This window comes from Caulobacter sp. GW821-FHT11E10 (assembly GCF_058808375.1).
On sequence record NZ_JBXARP010000001.1, the window covers coordinates 214,018 to 234,839 of the forward strand.

Annotated in this window: 23 protein-coding genes and 1 pseudogene; 13 read left to right on the forward strand and 11 right to left on the reverse strand. The window is 67.6% G+C overall.

Annotated features, from left to right (window positions below; genetic code table 11):
* The first annotated feature begins 36 nt into the window (after positions 1-36).
* Positions 37-1,476, forward strand: a complete 1,440-nt coding sequence (locus AC1RRV_RS01030; RefSeq protein ID WP_492857722.1) for an alpha/beta hydrolase — start codon at positions 37-39, stop codon at positions 1,474-1,476.
* Between the two features lie 37 nt (positions 1,477-1,513).
* Here the strand turns inward: AC1RRV_RS01030 and AC1RRV_RS01035 are convergent, their stop codons facing one another.
* Positions 1,514-2,374: a crotonase/enoyl-CoA hydratase family protein gene (locus tag AC1RRV_RS01035; protein ID WP_492857723.1), complete on the reverse strand. Its 861-nt coding sequence runs from the start codon at positions 2,372-2,374 to the stop codon at positions 1,514-1,516.
* Positions 2,375-2,462: 88 nt separating this feature from the next.
* Between AC1RRV_RS01035 and AC1RRV_RS01040 the strand changes: the two genes are divergently transcribed.
* Both AC1RRV_RS01040 and AC1RRV_RS01045 read left to right on the forward strand, forming a co-directional pair.
* Entirely contained in the window at positions 2,463-3,251 is a 789-nt protein-coding gene (locus AC1RRV_RS01040; protein WP_492857724.1) for an SH3 domain-containing protein, read from the forward strand.
* 53 nt (positions 3,252-3,304) lie between these two features.
* Positions 3,305-3,622 (forward strand): antibiotic biosynthesis monooxygenase family protein, encoded by a 318-nt coding sequence (locus AC1RRV_RS01045; RefSeq protein WP_492857725.1) that lies wholly within the window; start codon positions 3,305-3,307, stop codon positions 3,620-3,622.
* An 85-nt stretch (positions 3,623-3,707) separates the two neighbouring features.
* Here AC1RRV_RS01045 and AC1RRV_RS01050 read toward each other — a convergent pair whose 3' ends face one another.
* Positions 3,708-4,142 (reverse strand): DUF488 domain-containing protein, encoded by a 435-nt coding sequence (locus AC1RRV_RS01050; RefSeq protein WP_492857726.1) that lies wholly within the window; start codon positions 4,140-4,142, stop codon positions 3,708-3,710.
* Between the two features lie 80 nt (positions 4,143-4,222).
* Here AC1RRV_RS01050 and AC1RRV_RS01055 point away from each other — a divergent pair, with 80 nt between their 5' ends.
* On the forward strand, positions 4,223-5,116 hold the full coding sequence (locus AC1RRV_RS01055; RefSeq protein WP_492857727.1) for an alpha/beta fold hydrolase: 894 nt from the start codon (positions 4,223-4,225) through the stop codon (positions 5,114-5,116).
* A gap of 8 nt (positions 5,117-5,124) precedes the next feature.
* On the forward strand, positions 5,125-5,253 hold the full coding sequence (locus AC1RRV_RS01060; RefSeq protein ID WP_492858094.1) for a hypothetical protein: 129 nt from the start codon (positions 5,125-5,127) through the stop codon (positions 5,251-5,253).
* On the opposite strand, the gene AC1RRV_RS01065 is transcribed toward AC1RRV_RS01060, so the two are convergent.
* The 6 genes from AC1RRV_RS01065 to AC1RRV_RS01090 all read right to left on the reverse strand — a co-directional run bounded on the left by AC1RRV_RS01065 (position 5,242) and on the right by AC1RRV_RS01090 (position 10,341).
* Complete coding sequence (locus AC1RRV_RS01065; protein WP_492857728.1) at positions 5,242-6,189, reverse strand: thioesterase family protein; 948 nt, start codon at positions 6,187-6,189, stop codon at positions 5,242-5,244. The two genes, AC1RRV_RS01060 and AC1RRV_RS01065, sit on opposite strands and share 12 nt — an antisense overlap.
* 71 nt (positions 6,190-6,260) lie before the next feature.
* On the reverse strand, positions 6,261-6,434 hold the full coding sequence (locus AC1RRV_RS01070) for a hypothetical protein (protein WP_492857729.1): 174 nt from the start codon (positions 6,432-6,434) through the stop codon (positions 6,261-6,263).
* 52 nt (positions 6,435-6,486) lie between these two features.
* Positions 6,487-6,975, reverse strand: coding sequence for a transcriptional repressor (locus AC1RRV_RS01075; protein WP_492857730.1), 489 nt, complete (start codon positions 6,973-6,975; stop codon positions 6,487-6,489).
* Positions 6,976-7,011: 36 nt separating this feature from the next.
* Positions 7,012-7,788 carry an acid phosphatase gene (locus tag AC1RRV_RS01080; RefSeq protein WP_492857731.1) on the reverse strand — a complete coding sequence of 259 codons (777 nt, stop codon included), beginning with the start codon at positions 7,786-7,788 and terminating at the stop codon, positions 7,012-7,014.
* A 76-nt stretch (positions 7,789-7,864) separates the two neighbouring features.
* Positions 7,865-8,917, reverse strand: coding sequence for a 1,9-bis(guanidino)-5-aza-nonane synthase (locus AC1RRV_RS01085; RefSeq protein WP_492857732.1), 1,053 nt, complete (start codon positions 8,915-8,917; stop codon positions 7,865-7,867).
* Between the two features lie 164 nt (positions 8,918-9,081).
* Entirely contained in the window at positions 9,082-10,341 is a 1,260-nt protein-coding gene (locus AC1RRV_RS01090) for a type III PLP-dependent enzyme (RefSeq protein WP_492857733.1), read from the reverse strand.
* A gap of 225 nt (positions 10,342-10,566) precedes the next feature.
* Here AC1RRV_RS01090 and phnC point away from each other — a divergent pair, with 225 nt between their 5' ends.
* The 3 genes from phnC to phnE are packed head-to-tail and all read left to right on the forward strand — an operon-like array spanning position 10,567 to position 13,228.
* Positions 10,567-11,361, forward strand: coding sequence for a phosphonate ABC transporter ATP-binding protein (gene phnC, locus AC1RRV_RS01095; RefSeq protein WP_492857734.1), 795 nt, complete (start codon positions 10,567-10,569; stop codon positions 11,359-11,361).
* Positions 11,358-12,389: a phosphate/phosphite/phosphonate ABC transporter substrate-binding protein gene (gene phnD, locus AC1RRV_RS01100; RefSeq protein WP_492857735.1), complete on the forward strand. Its 1,032-nt coding sequence runs from the start codon at positions 11,358-11,360 to the stop codon at positions 12,387-12,389. The genes phnC and phnD overlap by 4 nt, the downstream gene beginning before the upstream one ends.
* Positions 12,390-12,397: 8 nt before the next feature.
* Positions 12,398-13,228 (forward strand): phosphonate ABC transporter, permease protein PhnE, encoded by an 831-nt coding sequence (gene phnE, locus AC1RRV_RS01105; RefSeq protein WP_492857736.1) that lies wholly within the window; start codon positions 12,398-12,400, stop codon positions 13,226-13,228.
* Positions 13,229-13,301: 73 nt separating this feature from the next.
* On the opposite strand, the pseudogene AC1RRV_RS01110 reads toward phnE, so the two are convergent.
* A pseudogene (locus tag AC1RRV_RS01110) lies at positions 13,302-13,373 on the reverse strand (hypothetical protein); the annotation flags it as partial.
* Between the two features lie 271 nt (positions 13,374-13,644).
* Here AC1RRV_RS01110 and AC1RRV_RS01115 point away from each other — a divergent pair.
* The 5 genes from AC1RRV_RS01115 (at position 13,645) to AC1RRV_RS01135 (ending at position 18,862) form a co-directional block, all read left to right on the forward strand.
* Positions 13,645-14,901 carry an OprO/OprP family phosphate-selective porin gene (locus tag AC1RRV_RS01115; protein ID WP_492857737.1) on the forward strand — a complete coding sequence of 419 codons (1,257 nt, stop codon included), beginning with the start codon at positions 13,645-13,647 and terminating at the stop codon, positions 14,899-14,901.
* A 77-nt stretch (positions 14,902-14,978) separates the two neighbouring features.
* Positions 14,979-16,022 carry a substrate-binding domain-containing protein gene (locus tag AC1RRV_RS01120; RefSeq protein ID WP_492857738.1) on the forward strand — a complete coding sequence of 348 codons (1,044 nt, stop codon included), beginning with the start codon at positions 14,979-14,981 and terminating at the stop codon, positions 16,020-16,022.
* Between the two features lie 153 nt (positions 16,023-16,175).
* Complete coding sequence (locus AC1RRV_RS01125; RefSeq protein ID WP_492857739.1) at positions 16,176-17,489, forward strand: hemolysin family protein; 1,314 nt, start codon at positions 16,176-16,178, stop codon at positions 17,487-17,489.
* Positions 17,490-17,720: 231 nt separating this feature from the next.
* A complete protein-coding gene (locus AC1RRV_RS01130) occupies positions 17,721-18,185 on the forward strand; it encodes a hypothetical protein (protein WP_492857740.1) in 465 nt (154 codons plus the stop codon).
* Complete coding sequence (locus AC1RRV_RS01135) at positions 18,182-18,862, forward strand: HTTM domain-containing protein (RefSeq protein WP_492857741.1); 681 nt, start codon at positions 18,182-18,184, stop codon at positions 18,860-18,862. The genes AC1RRV_RS01130 and AC1RRV_RS01135 overlap by 4 nt, the downstream gene beginning before the upstream one ends.
* Here the strand turns inward: AC1RRV_RS01135 and AC1RRV_RS01140 are convergent.
* Together AC1RRV_RS01140 and AC1RRV_RS01145 are read right to left on the reverse strand one after the other, a co-directional pair.
* Complete coding sequence (locus AC1RRV_RS01140; protein ID WP_492857742.1) at positions 18,859-19,950, reverse strand: glycosyltransferase family 4 protein; 1,092 nt, start codon at positions 19,948-19,950, stop codon at positions 18,859-18,861. The genes AC1RRV_RS01135 and AC1RRV_RS01140 overlap by 4 nt on opposite strands.
* Entirely contained in the window at positions 19,950-20,792 is an 843-nt protein-coding gene (locus AC1RRV_RS01145) for a UDP-2,3-diacylglucosamine diphosphatase (protein ID WP_492857743.1), read from the reverse strand. The genes AC1RRV_RS01140 and AC1RRV_RS01145 overlap by 1 nt, the downstream gene beginning before the upstream one ends.
* Positions 20,793-20,822 lie beyond the last annotated feature (30 nt).

The window sequence follows — 20,822 nt, forward strand, 5'->3', positions numbered from 1 at the left end:
CTTGGTGTTGATGCGCGCGAACCGCTGGAGTCTTCGATGTCGCGCCTGTTCTGGATCGCCGCTGCCGGCGTATTGGCCTTCTCGGCCCTGAGCCTTTCCGGGGTGGGGGCGAGCGCCCACGCCGCCGCGCCGCGGTTCAAGCCCACGGCCTGCGTCGGCGACTACAAGGACAGCGGCCTCAAGGTCGATTGCGGCAATTTGATCGTCGACGAGACGCGGGGCGACCCCAAGAGCCGGCGCATCACGGTGGCCGTGGCCATTGTCCGCGCTTCCGAGCGCAAGGCCGGGCTGCCGCCGGTGGTCTATCTGCACGGTGGCCCGGGCGGCTCGGCGCTCGCCAACCTGCCGCGCCTGTTGAAGAGCAAGGCCTCGCGCGAATACGTCGCCGTCGACCAGGACTGGATCTTCATCGATCAGCGCGGTGGCGGGCAGTCGAGCCCGAACCTGGACTGCCCGGGCACGAACCTGACCGACGCCGGCCCACCCTCCGACAAGGACGCCCAGGGCATCGTCGCCTGCCTGAAGGCCTTCCAGGCCAAGGGCGCGGACCTGTCGCGCTACAACGCCGTAGAGGTGGCCAAGGACGTCCAGGACCTGCGCAAGGTGCTGAAGCTGCCGCTGATCGATCTGTTCGGCGGCTCCTACGGCACGCGCATCGAGGCGGCGATCCAGACCCATGTCCCGCAGAGCGTCCGCGCGGTGGTGCAGGACTCGCCCTGGCCGCCCGAGGCCGACTGGACCGTCGGCGGCCCGGCCATGGTCTCCAGCTCGATCGACATCGTCATGGCCAAGTGCGCGGTCGTGGCTGAGTGCGCCAAGCGCTATCCGGACCTGAAGGCCAAGCTGGCCACGGTCGCCGAACGCTGGCTCGCGGGTCCCCAGACCATCAATGGCAAGACCTACACGGCCGACGACCTGGGCGGCTATCTGATGGACGCCAGCTATTTCACCGCTGGCGTGCTGCCACGCGACCTCTGGAAGATCATCCAGGGCGACGTCTCGCCCGTGCAGGAGTTCGTCGAGAGCCGCGACTACTACAGCGAGGGCCAGTTCATGACCCACCTGTGCAAGGAAGAGATCCCATTCGAGGCCCGCGCCGACGTCGCCCAGGGCACGGAGAACGACGCGGTCGCCCGCCTGATGGTGGTGTCGATGCAGCGCATCCACGACGTCTGCAAGGCCATCGACGTGGGCCCGATCTCCAAGGTCGAGCAGGCCGTGGTGAAGACCGCCATCCCGACCCTGTTCCTGGCCGCCGAGATCGATCCCGGCTGCCCGCCGGACCTGACCCGCGCCGCCTCCAAGGGCTATCAGGGCTCGCAGGTGGTGATCGTCACCAACGCCACCCACGGCGTCAGCCGCGGCAGCCCCTGCGTACGCAAGATGATCCGGTCGTTCTTCGCCGACCCCACCAAGCCGGTGGACCGCAGCTGCCTGCCGGCGGCCGATACGCCGATGAAGTTCACCTACGAGTGACCCGTTTCCCTTCCCCCTCGCGGGAGAAGGGAGACCGTTACATCGATTTCTTCAGCGGCAGCAGGTCCGGATAGACCGCCTCGCGCTTCTGGGCCTTCGCCGTGAACGCCTCGGCCATGTGCGGACCCGAGAACATGCCGGTCTGCCAGGTGGCGATATAGTCCAGGCCGTCGGCGATGGTGTGGTCGCGGGCGTAGTTGATCATCACCTTGCTGCCGGCCACGGCCAGGGGCGACTTCTCGGCGATCTCGCGCGCCGTGGCCAGGGCGTGGTCGACCAGAGCCTCGTGGGTGTCGAACACCTCGTTGACCAGGCCGATCTCCTTGGCGCGCTGGGCGGGCAGGCGGCGACCCGTATAGGCCAGCTCTCGCACCCAGCCTTCGGGGATCAGCTTGCAGAGGCGCGGGAAGGTGCCGACGTCGGCGGTCATGCCGATGTTGATCTCCTGGATCTGGAAGAAGGCGTCGGCGCTGGCGTAGCGGATATCGCAGGCGCTGACGAAGTCGACCGCCCCGCCGATGCAGCCGCCCTGGATGGCGACGATCACCGGCATGCGGGCCTTGTCCAGGCAGGTGAAACTATCCTGGAGCACATGCACGAAGCGGCGGAAGCTCTCGGCCGCCACCCAGCGGTCACCCTCCTTGGCGGCGGTGACGCCCTCGCCGTCGGTGAACACCGAAAGGTCCATGCCGGCGCTGAAGTGCTTTCCGGTCGAGGAGATGACGACGCAGCGAGCCAGGGCGTTGTCGTCAATATGTTTTACAATTGCGGGAAGCTCGTTCCAGAACGGCCGTGTCATGGTGTTCATGGCTTCGGGCCGCTTCAACTGGATATGCGCGACGCCAGCCTCGATCTCGACCTTGAAACAGCTATAGTCCGCCTGATCGTGGTTGCTCATGCCGGCCTCCCTTATCGTTAGTCCTGAGACTATCGGCCGGGGCGTTGGCGGGGACAACACTGACCCGACGGAAGAGGGAAAACCCACCATGAACACGAGCAAGACCTGCACCGCCCTGGCCATCGCCGCCGTGACGGCCTCCAGCCTGGTCGCGCCCGCTCCCGCGTTGGCTCAGTCAAAGCCGCTGGGCGGCGTCTTCTCGTGCGAGGGCTCGGGCAAGAAGCAGGAAGGCGGCGCCCTGATCGGCGCGGCGGCCGGCGCGCTGCTCGGCAGCAAGGTCGCCAAGAACGAGAAGACCATCGGCGCCCTGGTCGGCGCGGCCGCCGGCGCGGCGGCGGGGGCCTATATCGGCTGCCGCATGCAGTCGACCGACGCGGCCCTGGCCGAGCAGGCGACCAAGAAGGCGCTGGAGACCGGCGTCGCCCAGACCTGGACCAACAACCGCACGGGTAATTCGGGCCGCATCAACGTCGTCTCGTCCAGCTACGGCCCGCCGATCGACGGCCGCAACATCCGCTACGCCAAGGGCGTCCAGAGCCTGCCCAGCTACGAAGCCACGGGCGGCGCCTATACGGCGGGCTCGACCGTCAACCTGCGCGCCGGTCCGTCGACCAAGGCCGCGGTGGTCGGCAAGCTGGCCGCCGGCGAGACCTTCGACGCTCTGGGCCTGGCCCCGACGGGCGGCTGGGTCCTGGTGGGCCGCAGCGGCTACGGCGTCGGCTACGCGGCCGCCTCGCTGGTCCGTCCCAGCGGCCAGAGCCTCGCCAGCTGCCGGGTGATCGACGCCTCGATGTCGGGCGGCGGCCAGGGCGCGACGAACCAGCGCTACAGCGCCTGCCGCGATACGCGCGGCGAGTGGCAACTGACCCAGGCCTGACCCATCTTTCGGGAGCGCGCCGGAATGGCCCGGCGCGCTCTTGAGAGGTTTTCATGATCGTCCGCAACTGGCATGGCCGCGTGCCGGCCGCCAAGGCCGCCGCCTATCTCGACCTGATGCGCGACGTGGCCATTCCCGACTATCGCAAGACGCCCGGCAACCTCGGCGCCTGGGCGCTGAGCCGACCGGATGGCGACATCGTCCACGTCGAGATGCTGACCTTCTGGGCCAGCTTCGAGGCTATCCGCGCCTTCGCCGGCGAGGACGTCGAGCGGGCCAAGTACTACGACTTCGACGCCGACTATCTGCTGGAGATGGAGCCGACCGTCCGTCACTACGAGGCGGTGGGCGAGGGCTTGGCTCAACACTAAAAGCTCAAAATCCTCGTCATCCCGGAAGCCTCGAAGAGGTTATCCGGGATGACGAGATGAGGGGCGGATAGTTGGAAGCCAACTCTTAGAGGTCCACCACCTCGCACTTCAGCGTCTGGCGGATCCGCTGGGCCACGATCTGGCGGTGGCAGCAGTTGGGATCGTCCTCGTAGCAGAGCAGGGCGATCCGCTTTTGCCCCGCCAGCTCGGTCGCCTGGGCCAGGGCCAGCTGGGCGTCGGGCTCTTCCAGATGGGCGTTGAAGATCTGGCGCATCTCGTCCGTCCGGCCGGCGCGGGCGGCGTCGCGACCCGCCTTGGGCGTGCCCAGCGGTCGCAGATGCAGATAGTCGATGCCCTCGGCCTTCAGGCTGTTTCCCAGCAGCGTCTTGGAGAAGCCGGCTTTCCGCGAGCTGGCGACCGCGCGCACGTCGACGACCAGCTCGACATCGGCGGCCTTCAGGCGGTTGATCATGCCGGCTTGAGTGTCGGTCTCGTAGCCGATGGTGGCCAGCTTATTCATCCCCATCGCTTTCGGGCTCCATGGACGGGCGGTCTTTGCGAGCCTACCTTAGATCTTAGCCGGTAACAGGAGCCACGCTGATGGACGCGGCCGTCTTTCGCGAACCCCGCAAGCGCGCCGTGGCGGTGGCCGGCGGGGAGATCGCGGTCCTGGAGTTCGGGCCCGAGGATCGGCCGATCGATGTGGTCTTCGTCCACGCCAACGGTTTCAACGCCCAGACCTACCGTGTGCTGCTTTCCCCCCTGGCGGCGGGTCTGCGTCTGCTGGCCATCGACCAGCGCGGCCATGGCGAGACGACCCTGCCGGCCAATCCCGATGGTCGCCGCTCGTGGCGCGACCTGCGCGACGACCTGGTGAGCCTGCTCGACGCCCTGGACGGTCCGCCCGTGGTGCTGGCCGGGCACTCGATGGGGGGCACGGTCAGCCTGTTGGCGGCCGCCGAGCGTCCGGAGCGGGTCAAGGGCCTGGTCCTGCTCGACCCCGTGATCATGCCCTGGCTGGCCAATCTCTACGCCAAGGCGCCGTGGACCTCGGGGCGGCTGTGGAAGCACATGCCGCTGGTCCAGTCGGCCCTGCGCCGCCGGGCGGTGTTCGACAGCCGCGAGGCGGTGTTCGCCGGCTACAAGGGGCGAGGGGCCTTCAAGTCCTGGCCCGAGACCATGCTGGCCGACTATGTCGCCGGCGGTTTCCACGAGCGCGAGGATGGCCAGGTCGAGCTGGCCTGCGCGCCCGCCTGGGAGGCCTCCAACTACGCCGCCCAGGCCCACGACCCGTGGCGCGCGGTGCGCCAGGTCAAGGCGCCGGTGCGCATCCTCAAGGCCGAGAAGCACTCCACCTGCCGGGCCGGCGACAGCTTCGCGCGGCGAGGCAAGAACGTGCGGATCGAGACGGTCGCGGGAACCAGCCACTTCCTGCCGATGGAGCGCCCCGACCTGGTGCGCGACGCGCTGTTCGACATGGCGACGGGGTCCTAGAAGCAAAACTGGCGTGTCATCCCGGCCGTAGCGAAGCGAAGAGCCGGGACCCAGGGGCGACCGCAATGCGCCGGCCCCTGGGTCCCGGGTCGGCTACGCCGCCCGGGATGACACGGAAAAGATCGCTAGAGGGCTAGGGCTTCGATCTCATGCTTGCCCAGCGCCTTCCGCGCCGCGTCCGACACCGGCACGACCTTGCGGGCGTCGAGGTCGAAGGTGATCGCCACCGCTTCCGAGGTTCCCCAAGGCTGGCCCGTCGCCGGGTCCAGCATCCAGTGCGCCACGCGCATGGTCCTCGCGTCGGTTCCAATCAGGCCCGAGCGGATGTCCACTCGGTCGCCGGCGCGGGGCCAGGCCAGATAGACGATGCGGTACTCCAGGACCGCGCCGCCGGTGCGGGCGGGCTTGGGATCGGCGTGCTCGACCACGACATCGCGGAACGGATGGATGAAGGCGCCGATGCCGTCCGAGACCCGGCCGATGAACTGCTCGGCCCGCATCCGTCCGAACACGTCGCAATCGGAGGGCAGGAGGCCGCCCAGGCCGATGCGGCTCAGGCCCAGCTCATCGGCGCGCGCCAGGCTGGCGGTCGGGGTGAAGGGCGACAGGTCGATGCTGCGCGCCCGGGCCTTCTCCGGAACCTCGATCTTCAAGGCCTCGGCGCGATCGCGGGCCACCTGCGGCCAGGGGAACGGCTGGCCATCGCGGGGCGTGGCGTGGATCACCGTGGTCTGGAAGGTCGCCGCCAGCTCGCCCGAGGCCGGGTGGATCAGGAGCTGCAGGAGCTTGGCCTCGCTCTGGCCCATCTCGATCACCCCGCCCAGCATGTAGAGCGGCGCGCCGGGGTGGGCTTCGCGCAGGAAGCGGATGTGGTGCTCCTTCACCAACAGGGTGGCGTTGGCGTAGGGCGAGAAGGCGTGGGCCAGGCCCAGCTCGGCGGCGAGGCCGACCAGGCCCTCCTGCGCGCGCACGAGGTAGTGGCGCACGTTCATGTGCCCCATCTCGTCGCAGTCCCAGGTGTTCACGCCTCCTCGCCAGATCTCGACGCCAGGGAGCGGCTCTGCGGTCGTCATGGCGTCTCTCGAACGGGGGTGAACGGTCGTTCGAGTCTAGCGGGGTTCCGTCGAGCTCCGCAATCGCGGTGCTACTGCTTGAAGGTGTCGCCGATTTCCTTGGCGTCGGGACCATCCGGACCCGCGCGCCTGCGCGACTCCTCGCCGGTCTTCTGGACGGCCTTCTTGCCGCCGAGGGCGGTGAAATCGCCCAGCGGCTCGGCCTCGTTCTTCTTACGGCCTTCGGTGTTGGGTTGCTGCGCCATGGCGGATCTCCTCGTTCTCAGAGGAGAACCGGAGGGGCCGGGCGAGGTTCCGTCAGCCGCCCTGGCAGTCGGCGCAGAGCCCGTGGGCCTCGATGGTCACGGCGGTCAGGGCGTAGCCGGCCGCGGCGCCGGCGGCGATGATCTCGGCGCTGGCTTTGGGCTCGATCTCACGGGTCGCGCCGCAGCAGTCGCAGATCAGGAACGCGGCGGCGTGGCCGTCGGCCTCCTTGCGGCAGGCGACATAGGCGTTGAGGCTCTCGATCCTGTGGGCGAAACCCTGCTTCTCCAGGAAGTCGAGGGCGCGATAGACCGTCGGCGGCTTGGCCGGCGGGCCCTCGCCGCCAAAGGTCGAGATCAGGTCGTAGGCCTTCACCGGCTGGCCGGCCTGCAGCAGCAGTTCCAGGACCCGGCGGCGCGGCGCGGTCAGGCGCTGCTCGGCGGCGGCACAGCGCGTCTCGGCCGCCGCCAGCTCGGCCGCGAGGGCGGCGCCGGCGACGCCGTGATTGTGATGATCGTGTCCGCAGGTGGAGGCATGGGCCATGCCCAAGAGGTAGAGGTCGGGCCCCTTCGGCGCAAGCTAGAGGAGCGGCCTGGCCAGCACCGCGGCGTCGGCCTCGCATCGGGCTGGGTCAGGCGCCAGGCCCGCCGCGCGCGTGGCGTCGAGCTCGGCCCGCGCGGCGGCGAGGTCGGCCTGGAAGGCCGGGGATTGGCGCAGGGCCGCGAACAGGTTCTCGGCGTTCTGGCGGCCCGCTTCCACCGAGCTGGCGTTGTGCACGCCGCAGACCACCCGGCTTTCGCCGAATGCCTTGGCGCGGGCCAGGATCGCTTGGGCTCGGTCGGGCGCGATCTCGGCGAGCAGCAGGCCGACCGACCAGCCCCAGGTCGAATGGCCCGAGGGGTAGTCGGGGGCGATCGAGAGCCCCAGGCTCTTCTTCACGCAGATCGGCCCCGGCTCGGACAGGTAGGGGCGCGGACGGCGGTACTTCAGCTTGGGCCCGCTGACGGCTGGGCGGACGTCACGGCTCATCCGCAGCAGGGTCGCGGCCAGCTTGGGATTGCGTTCCAGCGTCGGCGTCACGCCCAGGGCGCAGGCATAGCCGTCGAGCACCTTCTCCTCGATGTTGTCGGCCTGGGCCAACGACCAGCGCGGCGTGTCCTTGAGGGCGCGGGTGGCGCGGAAGATCTCGCGGTCGCGCAGCTCGGCCGGCGCGCCCTTGGCGGGCGGGGGCGGCAGCAGGGCCTTGGCGTCGAACGCGCCCTTGGCCAGGTAGCGGTCGGTCGGAGCGTCGCCGCTCAGGCTGGCGCAGCCGGCGAGCGCCAGGACGGCGACGCCGAAGATCCAAGAAGCGCGCATGAAAAAGGTCCCCGAACCGAAGTCCGGGGACCCTGCATTTTCAGGTCCGGCGGATCAAGCCCGCCGGAACGTCAGCTCACTTGCCGAACAGCTTGTTCCAGCGCGGCTTCTCGCGGCCCTTCCAGGCTTCGCGGTGATAGGCGTCCGACGCGATCAGCGGCACGACCGTGGTGGCTTCGGCGAAGACCATCTGTTCGTAGGTGGTGTCGACCTTGCCCCACGAAGCGGCTTCCTTGAGCGTCGACGACGAGCAGGCGCCGTCGCGGACGTCGGCGACCGTGATCTGGATGGCGTACTTGTGCATGTCGGCCTCGACGCCGAGGATCTCGGCGCAGACGACGGTGTCCTGGGCGAAGTTCTTCGGGACGCCGCCGCCGACCATGAACAGGCCCGTGGTGCCGGCCGCGATCTTGATGTCGGTCAGTTCGCGGAAGTCCGCGACCGCGTCGATCATCAGATAGGGCTTGCCCGCCGCGATGCGTTCCTTCTGGTGCTTGACCAGACCGAAACCGGCCGAGCTGTCGACGAAGGCCGGGCAGAAGATCGGCACGCCTTCTTCATAGGCGGTCTGGATCAGCGAGCCGGGCTTCTTGGCGTTGCCTTCCGACAGCCACTTGCCCATTTCCCAGATGAATTCGCGCGACGAGTAGGCGCGCGGCTCCAGCAGGTTGCAGATCTCCAGGATCGTGTGATCGCAGTTCTGGAGCTCTTCCTCGTCGATATAGGTGTCGTAGATGCGGTCGATGTAGTTGTCGCGCAGCACGTTGTCGTCGACCGGGCCGGCGGCCTGGTAGTGCTTGAAGCCCAGGGCCTCGAAGAAATCCATGTCGACGATCGAGGCGCCGGTGGCGACCACGGCGTCGATCATGCCGTTCTTCACCATGTCGCGGTACACGTGCATGCAGCCGCCGGCCGAGGTCGAGCCGGCCAGGATCAGCCAGGGCGAGCAGCCCTTGTCGGCCAGGGCCATGTTGAAGATGTCGGCGGCGCGGGCCGTGTCGCGGCTCGAGAACGACATCTTGCGCATCGAGTCGATGATCGGGCGGGCGTCGAACGAGGTGATGTCGATATGCTCGACGACGTTCTGAAGGAGCTCGGCCTTGGTGTTGTTCGGAACGGGAGCGTTCATCGCTTCGGTTTCCCTGACTTTGGACGCCCGTCGTTGAAACAGAACCTTCGCCGGGACGGAGCGACCGACGAAAGCGGGAAATGCGAACCGCACCCGACGTCTCATAACGTCGGGCGCGGCGCGCGGTTTAACTCAGAAACGATCTACTGGCGAACGACGTCGATTTAGCGACGGCGCTTGCGCTTGCCGGCCGCGCCTTTCGGGCGCGAGAAGCGGACGATCTTGCGCTCTTCATTCTCCTGGCGGACCGCCGGAATCGAGCGCTTGGCCAGGCCGTACATCGAGGCCATCGGGGCGTCCTGCACCTCGGCGGTGTCGGTCTCGCCGAAGCCGTTGAAGCGGGTCGACATCGCCACGCCATAGGCGCCCAGCATGCCGATCTCGATATAGTCGCCCTCGTCGACGCTTTCCGGCAGGTAGAACGGGCCGGGCATGTGATCGACGCTGTCGCAGGTCGGACCGTAGAAGCGGAACGGGCGCAGGCCCTCTTCCACCACTTCGCCGTTCTTGCGGTACAGCTTGACCGGGAACGGCCATTTCATGTGCGCGGCGTCGAACAGCGAGCCATACGAGCCGTCGTTCAGATAGAGCGCGTCGCCCTTCTTCAGCTCGACCTTGACCAGCAGCGACGAGGCCTCGGCCACCAGGGCCCGGCCGGGTTCGCACCAGAGCTCGGTGGTCTCGTGGACCATCATCTCCGAGAAGCCGCGGTCGATGGCCGCCAGGTACTCGGAGAGTTCCGGCGGGACCATGCCCGGATAGATCGACGGGAAGCCGCCGCCGACGTCGACGACATCGGCCAGCACGCCGGCGCGGACCAGGGCCCGCGAGGCCTGGGCCATGGCGGCTTGATAGGCGGTCGGGCGCATGCACTGGCTGCCGACGTGGAAGCTGACGCCCATCAGGTCCTGGGTGGCGCGACGGGCGGCCAGCAGCAGGGCCGGAGCGGCGTGCGCCTCGACGCCGAACTTGCCCGACAGGCTGTAGGCCGCACCCTCGGCCTGCACGCCCATGCGGACGATCAGGTTGAGGTCCTTGGCCTGGCCCGTGGAATCCAGGATCTTGGCCAGTTCTTCGTGGGTGTCGAACGAGAAGGTTTTCACGCCGTGGTCGAAGTACGCGGCCGAGATGGCGGCGCGGCTCTTGACCGGGTGCATGAAGGCCATGCGCGAGCCCGGGGCCTCTTGAGCCACGAGTTCGATTTCGTTCAACGAGGCGACGTCGAAGGATCGCACGCCGGCTTGAGCCAGCTCACGGATCACCCACGGCGAAGGATTGGCCTTCACCGCATAGAAGACGTCGCCTTTAAATTCGGACTGGAACCAGCGCGCAGCTACGGAAACCGCGTCGGGCCGCACGAGTGCGACGGGACGTTCCGGTGACCGCTCACGGACCAGGTCCAGGGGTGAATGGTACGTGCGCAATTCACGTAACCCCCTGTTGGAAGTTAAACCCAGGCCGGCGTTAGCAGCGTTTAGAGGACTTCGGGTCCGCCGGAGCCGTGCGAAATAGGGGCATTGTGCGGGGTTGTAAAGAGTCTTTTGTGGCCCCGGTTTGGGGCGGATCGTCACAAATCCATTGCGTAGCTCCCCCAAACCGGAGAACGCATTTCCCAACCTATGAAACCACGTTAAGGATTCGCCCCGACCATGACGTCGGACCCAGTTCTTTCGATCCAAGCCGCCTCCAAGACCTTCGGGTCGCGGCGCGCGCTGGACACCGTCTCCCTCGACGTCGCTCGGGGCGAGATGATCGCGCTTATCGGGCCTTCGGGCTCGGGCAAATCCACGCTTCTGCGCTCCATCGACGGCTTGCAGACGATCGACGAGGGCGCCGGGACGATCACCGCGTTCGGCGGTCCGGTTCAGGCCAAGGGCAAGGTCTCCGACCAGGTCCGCAAGGCGCGCGTCCGCATCGGCTTCATCGCCCAGCAGTTCAATCTGGTCGGCCGTCTGTCGCTGTTCAGCAATGTGGCGCTGGGCTCGCTGGGGCGAATCCCGCTCATGCGCGGCCTGCTCGGCGCGTGGCCGCAGGAAACACGCGAGGCGGCCATGGCGGCCCTGCATCGCGTGGGCGTCGCCGACTATGCCGGCCAGCGCGCCAACACCTTGTCGGGCGGCCAGCAGCAGCGCGGCGCCATCGCCCGGGCCCTGGTCCAGAAAGCCAAGATCATTCTCGCCGACGAGCCGGTCGCCTCGCTCGACCCCGTCTCGGCGCGCAAGGTCATGGAGATTCTCCGCGACCTCAACAAGACGGACGGGCTGACGGTCGTCGTCACCCTGCACCAGGTGGATTACGCCCTGCGCTATTGCGACCGGGTCGTGGCCCTCAAGGCCGGCCAGAAGGTCTATGACGGCCCGGCCGAAGGCCTGAAACGCGAACAACTCATCGATATCTACGGCCCGGAATTCGAGGACGTATTCTGGGAAGGAGCTCCACAATGATCAGCCGTCGCTCGGCTCTCGTCTTCGCGGCCGGTTTGTCGGCCCTGGCCCTGGCCTCGTGCGGCAAGGCGCCTTCGACCCCGGCCGCCAAGGACACGGTCACCTTCTCGATCCTGTCGACCGAGTCCGCCCAGAACATGGAGGGCTACTGGAAGCCCATCCTGGCCGACATGGAGAAGCAGACCGGCCTCAAGGTGAAGCCGTTCTTCTCGTCCAACTACTCGTCGCTGATCGTGGCCATGGGCGCCAAGCAGACCGACCTGGGCTGGTTCTCGAACCAGTCGGGCCTGGAAGCCGTGCGCCGTTCGGGCGGCGAGGTGTTCGCCCGCACCTTCGACCCGTCGGGCACCGACGGCTACAAGTCGGTGATCATCGTCCCGGCCGACAGCAAGCTGACCCTGGAAGGCCTGCTGAAGTGCGACAAGACCCTGAACTTCGGCATCGGCGACAAGAAGTCGACCTCGGGCACCCTGGCCCCGATGACCTACGTCTTCATCCCCGCCGGCAAGAAGCCCGAGAACTGCTTCAAGACCGTGCTCAGCGCCAGCCATGACGCCAACCTGGCGGCCGTGGCCAACCACAAGCTGGACGCCTCGACCAACAACTCGACGGCCCTGCGCCTGAACGCCGAGCGCTCCGACAACAAGTCGGCCAAGGTCAAGGTGATCTGGGAATCGCCGACCCTGCCGGAAGATCCGATCGTCTGGCGCAAGGACCTGGATCCGGCGATCAAGGAAAAGCTGCGCCAGTTCTTCCTAACCTACGGCCAGGGCGACACGCCCGAGGCGGCCCAGCAGCGCGCCAATCTGGAACGGCTGTCGATGGGCGGCTTCCGGCCGGCCGACAACAGCCACCTGCTGGTCGTGCGTGAGATGGAGGCCCTGGAGGGCCTGGGTCTGGCCCGGGAAACCGGCGATCAGGGCAAGATCGCCGCGGCCCAGAAGAACCTCGACGGCATCAAGGCCGAACGCGTCGCCGCCGAGGGCAAGGCCGGTCTCGCCGCGCCCGCCGCTCCCGTCGCCAACTGAGCCGTTTCATGAGCGAGACCATTCCGGCCCCGCCCCCTCTCACCCCGCCCAAGCGCTCGACCACGGCGCTGGTCTTCGACGCCCTGATCTGGGGCGGCGTGGCCATGCTGCTGATCATCAGCTTCAAGCCGGCCGAGATCGACAAGTTCCCGCAGCTGTTCACCGAGGCGGGGCGGATGCGGGAGTTTGCGCACGGCTTCTTCTCGCCGTTCACCGATCCCGCGGCGTTCATGGCAGCCGACTGGGGGCTCTATGTCGGCAAGATGTGGCAGACGATCCAGATGGCGCTGTGGGGCACCTTCCTGGCCATCATCGTCGCCATCCCGTTGGGCCTGCTGGGCGCGAGCAACATCACGCCGGTGTGGATCCAGCAGCCGGTGCGTCGCCTGCTGGACCTGATCCGGTCGATTCCCGACCTGGTCGTGGCCCTGATCTTCATCACCGCCGTGGGCCTTGGGCCCTTCGCCGGCGTCATGGCCCTGACCTTCAACACCGGCGGCGTGCTGGCCAAGCTGTTCGCCGAGGCGGTCGAGTCGATCGACAAGGGTCCGGTCGAGGGCGTGCGCGCCACCGGCGCGGTCAAGCTGCAGGAAATCGTCTGGGGGGTGATCCCCCAGGTGGCTCCGCTGTGGACCAGCTACGCGCTCTATCGCTTCGAATCCTCGAGCCGCGCGGCCACCGTCCTGGGCCTGATCGGCGCCGGCGGGGTGGGCCAGGTGCTGCTCGATTCGGTCAATGCGTTCCAATACGACCAGACCGGCTGCATCGTTCTGGTGATCGTGGTCGCGGTGTCGATGATCGACCTGCTGTCGCAGATCATCCGCACTCGGTTGCTGTAGAAGGCGACCGGCTTCGGTCGGCGACCTCTGAGCCACGCCTAACCTCGTCATCCCGGAAGCCTCGGAGAGGCTATCCGGGACCCAGGGGCAGCTGCATTGCGCTGGCCCCTGGGTCCCGGCTCTCCGCTTCGCTACGGCCGGGATGACGAGGAAATGGGAGAACTCCCAAGCTCATCAAGGCTGCGTCTCCCCCGCCAAACGCCCCAGACCCGTCGGTGAACGGATATTTCCTCGCCGTTTGGCGGCGCGCCTTGTTGCCCGAACGACACAGCCTAACCGCTTGAAAACACTTGTCGTCGGGGTGTCACAAATCGGTGGCGGAACCGTCACGAGCCCCCGGTAAGCCCCCGATCAACCTGATCCCGCTCACGACCGAGCGAGAGGACAGGGGGCGCCTTTCAAGGGGATATCTCACGATGAGCACCAAGACCTCGCTGGTGGCCGGTTCGGCGCTGGGCGTCGCGCTCGCGCTCGGCCTGGGCGTCGCCGCCCAAGCCCAGGACATGAGCTACAAGTGGAGCGGCGCTCCGCAATTCTCGAACGACGACACCTCGTTCAAATTCCGTGGTCGGATCCTGGTGGATTACGTCAACCAGGACGTCGAGCGCGCCGGTCCCGGCGGCGACTTCAAGACCAGCAACTGGCGCGGTCGCCAGGTATTCCTGGGCGTCGAAGGCAAGCTGAACAACTACTTCGCCTACAAGGCCGAAGGCGGCTGGGTGAACGGCGGCGCGGCCTCGTGGGACGACGTGGTCATCGAGTACAAGCCGAACGAACAGGTCTCGCTGCTGTTCGGGAACATCAAGGCCGCCGGCCTGGAGAACCTGACCTCGACCCGCTTCACCACGTTCATGGATCGGGGTCCGTACGGTGACTTCGGCGTCGACAGCTACCTGCTGAGCGCCGTGGCCAAGTACCAGGGCTATAACTACTCGGCGACCTTCGCCGTGCAGGGCAACAGCATCAACACCGCCGACGTCGCCAACGCCGGCGCCGACTCCAAGGAGCGCTTCGGCCTCACGGCGCGCGGCCACTACGCCCCGGTCAACACCGACACCGACAAGCTGCACCTGGCCCTGTCGTACCGCTACCGCAACCGCGGCGACGAAGCGGCCTTCAACTACACGGGCCGCACGACCAGCGCCTACAGCACCCAGACGCTCTATCAGACGGGCGCCATCGGCAACCGCGACAAGACGCTGGCCGCCGAAGCCGCCTTCGTGCACGGCCCGTTCTCGGTGCAGGGCGAGTACTCGAACATCGACATCACCCGGCAGGGCGGCGCCAACGTCGGCGCCGATCCGAAGGTCAAGGTGGGCTACGCCTTCGTGTCGTTCTGGCCGACCGGCGAGATGCGCAACTACGACGCGGCCGCCGGCGAGTTCAAGCGTCCGAAGATCCTGAACCCGGTCACGGCCGGCGGCTTCGGCGGCTTGGAACTGGCCGCGCGCTACGACTACGTCGACCTGGGCGACGCCTACGACACCCTGAAGGTCAAGCCGGCCACCTCGCAGGCCGGCAAGTACACCAGCTGGACCTTGGGCGTGAACTACTACCCGACCTCGTACGTCCGCTTCCAGGCCAACTACACGGACGGCAAGTCCGACAACATCGGCCTGAACCAGGACTACGACATCAAGCAGTTCCAGCTGCGCGCTCAGCTCGACTTCTAAGCCGAAGCCACCGTTTCTCGGGCGGGCCGTCGACGGCTCGCCCGCTTCCCCAAACTCGTCTCCTCTAGGAGTTCGCCATGAAGAAGCTTCTGTCCTGCGCGGCCGCCGCCGTCGCCCTGTCGGGCCTGGCCGCCGCCCCCGCCCACGCCGCCCGCGACTATGTCTGGGCCGCCGGCTCCTCGACCGTGTTCCCGTTCTCGACCCGGGTGGCCGAGAACTTCGCCAAGAAGTCCGGCAAGAAGGCCCCGAAGGTCGAATCGCTGGGCACCGGCGGCGGCATCAAGCTGTTCTGCTCGGGTAACGGCGAGGGCTTCCCGGACATCGCCAACGCCTCGCGTCCGATGAAGAAGGCCGAATTCGACGCCTGCGCCAGCAAGGGCGTGAAGGACATCATCCAGATCAAGATCGGCTTCGACGGCATCGTCGTGGCCACCGACAAGGACGGCGCCGACTACAACTTCAAGACCGAGAACCTCTACATGGGTCTCTCGAAGGTCGTTCTGAAGGGCGGCCAGTTCGTGCCGAACCCGAACAAGAACTGGGACGACGTGGCCGGTGGCCTGCCGGGCAACCGCATCCAGGTGTATGGCCCGCCGCCGACCTCGGGCACCCGCGACGCCTTCGTCGAACTGGCCATCGAGGCCGGCGCTCGCAAGTATCCGACCCTGGACGCCATCCGCTCGGACAACGAAAAGAAGTTCAAGACCCTGGTCGACCCGCTGCGCGGCGACGGCTGGATCGACGCCGGTGAGAACGACAACGCCATCGTCGGCACCCTGACCAAGACCCCGGGCGCCGTCGGCGTGTTCGGCTGGTCGTTCCTCGAAGAGAACATGGACAAGGTGAAGGGCGCGACCGTCAACGGCGTGCGTCCTTCGCCCCAGACCATCTCGGACGGCAGCTACCCGCTGTCGCGTTCGCTCTACATCTACGTCAAGAAGGCCAACATCGGCGTCACGCCGGGCCTGGAAGACTTCCTGAAGGAATTCACCTCGGACGCCGCCACCGGTCGGGGCGGCTATCTGCAGGGCCGTGGCCTGATCCCGCTGCCCCCCGGCCAGCACGACGCCCAGAAGGGTGTTGTGAACAGCAAGACCACCATGGGCCGTCCGGCCGCCTAATCGGCGATCAATGGTTTAGGAACGACGCCGCGGCTCTATGGGCCGCGGCGTTTTTCTTTGTATAGTGCCCTCGCCGGGTCTCCCCACGCCCGCGCCGTGGTCGCCGTCCGGCGGCGCGTCCCCGACCCCCCAAGTCCCCGACCCCAAAGGGCCATGATCCTCGTCGCGCTCGTCGTCGTCTTTCTCCTCGTTCTGCTGAACGGGGTCTTCTCCATGTCCGAACTGGCGGTGGTCTCCGCCCGCAAGGCGCGGCTCCAGGGCTTCGCCGAGCGAGGCGACAAGGGCGCCAAGCTGGCCCTGGCCATGGCCGAGCATCCGACCCGGTTCCTCTCGGCCGTGCAGGTCGGCATCACCCTGATCGGCATCTTCGCCGGCGCCTACGGCCAGGCGACCATCGCCGGCGCGCTGGACCACTGGCTGGAGACCTCCGTCCCGCCGCTCGCCAAGTATTCGGAAGGCATCGCCACCACGATCGTGGTCATCGGCCTGACCTACGTCTCGGTGATCCTGGGCGAGTTGGTGCCCAAGCGCCTGGCCCTGATGTTCCCGGACGCCATCGCCCGCCGCATGGCCCCGTTCCTGGCCATTGTGGCCATGGTGCTGCGCCCGTTCGTAACCCTGCTGACCGTCTCGACCGCCGCCGTGCTGAAGCTGATGGGCGTGCGCGACGAGCGCAACAACGGCGTCACCACCGAGGAGATGGAGGCCGTCCTGGCCGAGGGCGCCGACGCCGGCCTGATCGAGCCCGAGGAGCGGGCGATGATCAACGAGGTGCTGCGCCTGGGCGATCGACCCGTCCGCGTGGCCATGACTCCGCGTCGCGACCTCTTCTGGGTGTCGCTGGCCGACAGTCCCGAGACCGTGCTCAGCGAGATCCGCGCCAGCGCCCACTCGCGCATCGTGGTCGCCACCGAGGGCGACCTCGACGGCGACATCGGCGTGGTGCTGAAGAAGGACCTGCTGGACGCCTGCCTGTCGGGGGTGCCCCTGGACCTCCGGGCCCACGTGCAGCAGCCGGTGGCCATCCCCGAGACCATGTCGCTGCTCAAGGCCCTGGCGGTCTTCAAGTCGACCAGCCTGCACATGGCTCTGGTCGTCGACGAGTTCGGCTCGCTGCAGGGCGCGATCACGCCCCTGGACCTGCTGGAAATGATCGCCGGCGACTTCCCCGAGGACCATGAAGACGACGAGAAGCGCATCATTCGTCGCGAGGACGGCAGCTGGCTGATCGACGCCCGCCTCGACATCCAGGAACTGAATGATCACCTGGGCGAGAACTTCGTCGCCGAAGGCGGCTACCACACCGTGGCCGGCCTGATCCTGGATCGCCTGGGCCGCATCCCCGACGAGGGCGAGCACGTCGAGATCGGCGCCTTCGACCTCGAGATCGTCGACATGGACGGCTCGCGCATCGACAAGGTCATCCTCAAGCCGTGCAAGCGGAAGAAGGACGTCCCGGAAGGGTAGGGGGCGTCATCCGGTCATCCCGGGGATCCAAGCCGACGATCCGCCCTCGGGTCCGCCTTCCTAGGCCTTGTGCCTAGGACCCATGGCGGAGCTGGGCTTGAACTTTCCAAGGAATCCGATTGCGTGGGAGCGTACCCGATTGGGTCAACGCGTTCGGAACGCTGGGTCCTAGGCACAAGGCCTAGGAAGGCGGGTTTTGTGGTGATCGGGTTTTGGGGGGAGGGGCGGAGCATGACGATCAAAGCCGCGACCCTGGTCGAACCCCTCAAACTCCTGCTGCCGGCCCTGATCCCGTCGTGGAACTTCTTCGACGTGATCGCCCCCGCGCCGCGCGTCGAATACGCCCTGCTGGCTTCGCCCGCCGACGCCTCGGGGGAATGGCGCGAGTTCCGGCCCCGGCCCGAGCGGGTGTCGGTCGGAGCCATGCTGGCGCGCCTCGCCTGGAACCCGCGCTGGAACGAGACCCTGTTCGTGGCCAGTTGCGCCGAGCGCCTGGTCGAGGACCGCACGCCCGCCCACAGCGAGGCCGAGATCTTCAGGCGCATCGCCGCGGACCTGGCGCGCGCCTCTCGCGACCCCGAGCGCCCGTGGCTGTGCTTCCGACTGGTCTTCGTCAGCCGCGACGGCGAGGCGCTGACCGAGGATGTGATGTTCCAGCCCGCGCCGCGCCGGCTCGAGGACATCGCGGTCCGATGACCCTGGAGACCGCCGCCCGCCTAACCGAGATCCTGCTGGCCCTGGCCCTGGTCCAGCAGAGCCTGGAGCACCTGCGCGGTTCGCGGGACGAGCGGCGGCTGTTCGCCGCGCGGATCGGGCTCTGCGCGCTGGTCCTGGCGGGCGTCGCCGCGCCCTGGCCGCTGGTCGGGCTGGCGGGGCTGTCGCTGCTGATCCTCCACCGCTTCCAAGGGCCCTACAACGGCGGCAGCGACCGCATGGGCCTGCTGACGCTGTGGTGCCTGGTGCTTTGCCGCCTGCTGCCGCCGCCGGCCCTGAAGGAGCTGGCTTTCGGCTATCTCGGCGCACAGCTCGTCCTGTCCTACGTCATCTCCGGCGGCGTGAAGATCGTGAACCCGGACTGGCGTTCGGGCCGGGCCCTGGCCGACGTCTTCCAGTTCTCGGCCTATCCGGTGGCCCAAGAGTTGCGCCAGTGGGCGGGGCGGCCGAGCGTGCTGCTGGCCATGTCGTGGGCGGTCATGGGGTTCGAGCTGGTCTTCCCGCTCACCCTGCTGTGGAAGCCGGCCCTGATCGCCGGCCTCGCGGTCGCGGCGAGCTTCCACCTGGCCAATGCCTGCCTGTTCGGCCTGAACCGCTTCTTCTGGACCTGGCTGGCGGCCTATCCGGCCATACTGTGGCTGCAGGCGCGGCTGTTCTAGGCGGCCGTCTTCTTGCGCAGGCGGGCCAGGCGGCGCAGTCGCCGCCAGAACCGGGTCTTCTCCGGCTCGGGATAGGGCTGCAGGTTGCGGAAGAACTCCTCGGCGCAGGAGCGCCATGAGAACTTCTCGGCGAACTTGCGGACCACCACGCGGTCGAGGTCCAGGCAGGCCAGGCAGGCGTCCTTCAGCCCGTCGGTCTGGCCCGGCGCCAGGACCCCGGCGTTGGAGCCCGGGATGATGTCCACGGGCCCGGGGGCCGAGAACGCCGCCACCGGCACGCCGGCGGCCATGGCCTCCAGGATCACCAGGCCGAAGGTGTCGGTCAGGGACGGGAAACAGAAGACGTCCGCGCCGCCGAAGTAGCGGGCCAGCTCGTCGCCGAACTTGGCGCCCAGGAACTTCACCTCGGGATATTTCTCGGCCAGCTCCTCGCGCTGGGGGCCGTCGCCGATGACGACCTTGGTGCCCGGCAGGTCGAGACTGGCGAAAGCCTCGATGTTCTTCTCGACGGCCACGCGGCCGACATTGAGGAAGATCGGGCGCGGCAGGCCCTCGAACACGTCGGGTTCGCCCTCGGCGCGCGGCTTGAAGATGTCGGTGTCCACGCCCCGCGACCAGGGCGAGAGGTTGCGGAAGCCGTGCTTGGCCAGCTCGTCGCGCATGGTCGGCGTGGCCACCATCAGGCGGCCCGACGGCTTGTGGAACCAGCGCATGTAGGTGTAGCCGGCCGCCAGCGGCAGCGGCAGGCGGGCCGAGACATATTCCGGGAACTTGGTGTGGTAGCTGGTCGTGAACGGCAGCTTCCATTCCAGGCAGATGCGGCGCGCGGCCAGGCCGATCGGACCCTCGGTGGCGATGTGGATCGCTTCGGGCTCGAACGACTTGAAGCGCTCCTGCACCGGCTCGTAGGCGCCGATGGCCAGCTTGATCTCGGGATAGGTCGGCAGCGGGAAGGTCGGGAACTGTTCGGGGCTGACGACGTCGACCTCGTGACCCAGGGCGCGCAGTTCCTCGGTCACCCGGCTCAGGGTGCGCACCACCCCGTTGACCTGAGGTTCCCACGCATCGGTAGCTAGCAGAATTCGCATCAGGCGGCGGCCGGCTCCGGTAGGGGCTCGTCGATAGAATCACCAAGGAGGGGGGGCAGCGTGCTGGCGCGGTCGATCACCGACCACGAGCGCAGCTTGGCCCACTCCAGGATTTCGAGGCGACCGTCGGCGTGCTCGGCGAGCGCCGTGCAGCTCTCGACCCAGTCGCCGTCATTGATGTAGCGGATGCCGTCGATATCGCGCATCTCGGCCTTGTGGATGTGACCACAGATCACGCCGTCGACCCCCCGACGTCGAGCTTCGTCGGCCACGGCGGCCTCGAAGTTCTCGATGAACTGCAACGCGTTCTTCACCTTGACCTTCAAATAGGCCGAGAGACTCCAGTAGCCGAAACCCAGGCGGCGCCGCAGGCGATTCACCAGGGTGTTCAGCATGAGGATGGTTCTATAGGACCAATCCCCGAGGAAGGCGAGCCACTTGGCGTGCTGGACGACGCCGTCGAACTCGTCGCCGTGGACAACCAGGTAGCGCTTGCCGTCGGCGGCCTCGTGGATCACGTCGCGCGCCACGATCACCCCGCCGAAGTGGACGCCGCAAAAGTCGCGCACGCGGTCGTCGTGATTGCCGGGGACGTAGATGACCTCGGTGCCCTTGCGGGCCATGCGCAGGATCTTCTGGACCACGTCGTTGTGGGCCTGAGGCCAGAACCAGCCGCTGCGCAGCTTCCAGCCGTCGATGATGTCGCCCACCAGATAGAGCTTGTCGCACTCGATGTGGCGGATGAAGTCCAGCAGCAGCTCGGCCTGGCACCCCCGCGTGCCCAGGTGCAGGTCGCTGATGAAGACGGAACGGTAGCGGCGAACGGCGACGTCGGCGCTCATGGTCGAACCCCCGTTGTAATGCCGCGATTT

Excerpts from the sequence above, each read along its gene's own strand:
- AC1RRV_RS01145 (WP_492857743.1), bottom strand. The coding sequence starts at position 20,792 with ATGAGCGCCGACGTCGCCGTTCGCCGCTACCGTTCCGTCTTCATCAGC.
- AC1RRV_RS01035 (WP_492857723.1), bottom strand. The coding sequence starts at position 2,374 with ATGAGCAACCACGATCAGGCGGACTATAGCTGTTTCAAGGTCGAGATC.
- AC1RRV_RS01045 (WP_492857725.1), top strand. The coding sequence starts at position 3,305 with ATGATCGTCCGCAACTGGCATGGCCGCGTGCCGGCCGCCAAGGCCGCC.
- phnC (WP_492857734.1), top strand. The coding sequence starts at position 10,567 with ATGACGTCGGACCCAGTTCTTTCGATCCAAGCCGCCTCCAAGACCTTC.
- AC1RRV_RS01030 (WP_492857722.1), top strand. The coding sequence starts at position 37 with ATGTCGCGCCTGTTCTGGATCGCCGCTGCCGGCGTATTGGCCTTCTCG.
- AC1RRV_RS01070 (WP_492857729.1), bottom strand. The coding sequence starts at position 6,434 with ATGGCGCAGCAACCCAACACCGAAGGCCGTAAGAAGAACGAGGCCGAG.
- phnE (WP_492857736.1), top strand. The coding sequence starts at position 12,398 with ATGAGCGAGACCATTCCGGCCCCGCCCCCTCTCACCCCGCCCAAGCGC.
- AC1RRV_RS01080 (WP_492857731.1), bottom strand. The coding sequence starts at position 7,788 with ATGCGCGCTTCTTGGATCTTCGGCGTCGCCGTCCTGGCGCTCGCCGGC.
- AC1RRV_RS01050 (WP_492857726.1), bottom strand. The coding sequence starts at position 4,142 with ATGAATAAGCTGGCCACCATCGGCTACGAGACCGACACTCAAGCCGGC.
- AC1RRV_RS01125 (WP_492857739.1), top strand. The coding sequence starts at position 16,176 with ATGATCCTCGTCGCGCTCGTCGTCGTCTTTCTCCTCGTTCTGCTGAAC.
- AC1RRV_RS01065 (WP_492857728.1), bottom strand. The coding sequence starts at position 6,189 with ATGACGACCGCAGAGCCGCTCCCTGGCGTCGAGATCTGGCGAGGAGGC.
- phnD (WP_492857735.1), top strand. The coding sequence starts at position 11,358 with ATGATCAGCCGTCGCTCGGCTCTCGTCTTCGCGGCCGGTTTGTCGGCC.
- AC1RRV_RS01120 (WP_492857738.1), top strand. The coding sequence starts at position 14,979 with ATGAAGAAGCTTCTGTCCTGCGCGGCCGCCGCCGTCGCCCTGTCGGGC.
- AC1RRV_RS01075 (WP_492857730.1), bottom strand. The coding sequence starts at position 6,975 with ATGGCCCATGCCTCCACCTGCGGACACGATCATCACAATCACGGCGTC.
- AC1RRV_RS01130 (WP_492857740.1), top strand. The coding sequence starts at position 17,721 with ATGACGATCAAAGCCGCGACCCTGGTCGAACCCCTCAAACTCCTGCTG.
- AC1RRV_RS01040 (WP_492857724.1), top strand. The coding sequence starts at position 2,463 with ATGAACACGAGCAAGACCTGCACCGCCCTGGCCATCGCCGCCGTGACG.
- AC1RRV_RS01085 (WP_492857732.1), bottom strand. The coding sequence starts at position 8,917 with ATGAACGCTCCCGTTCCGAACAACACCAAGGCCGAGCTCCTTCAGAAC.
- AC1RRV_RS01135 (WP_492857741.1), top strand. The coding sequence starts at position 18,182 with ATGACCCTGGAGACCGCCGCCCGCCTAACCGAGATCCTGCTGGCCCTG.
- AC1RRV_RS01115 (WP_492857737.1), top strand. The coding sequence starts at position 13,645 with ATGAGCACCAAGACCTCGCTGGTGGCCGGTTCGGCGCTGGGCGTCGCG.
- AC1RRV_RS01140 (WP_492857742.1), bottom strand. The coding sequence starts at position 19,950 with ATGCGAATTCTGCTAGCTACCGATGCGTGGGAACCTCAGGTCAACGGG.
- AC1RRV_RS01055 (WP_492857727.1), top strand. The coding sequence starts at position 4,223 with ATGGACGCGGCCGTCTTTCGCGAACCCCGCAAGCGCGCCGTGGCGGTG.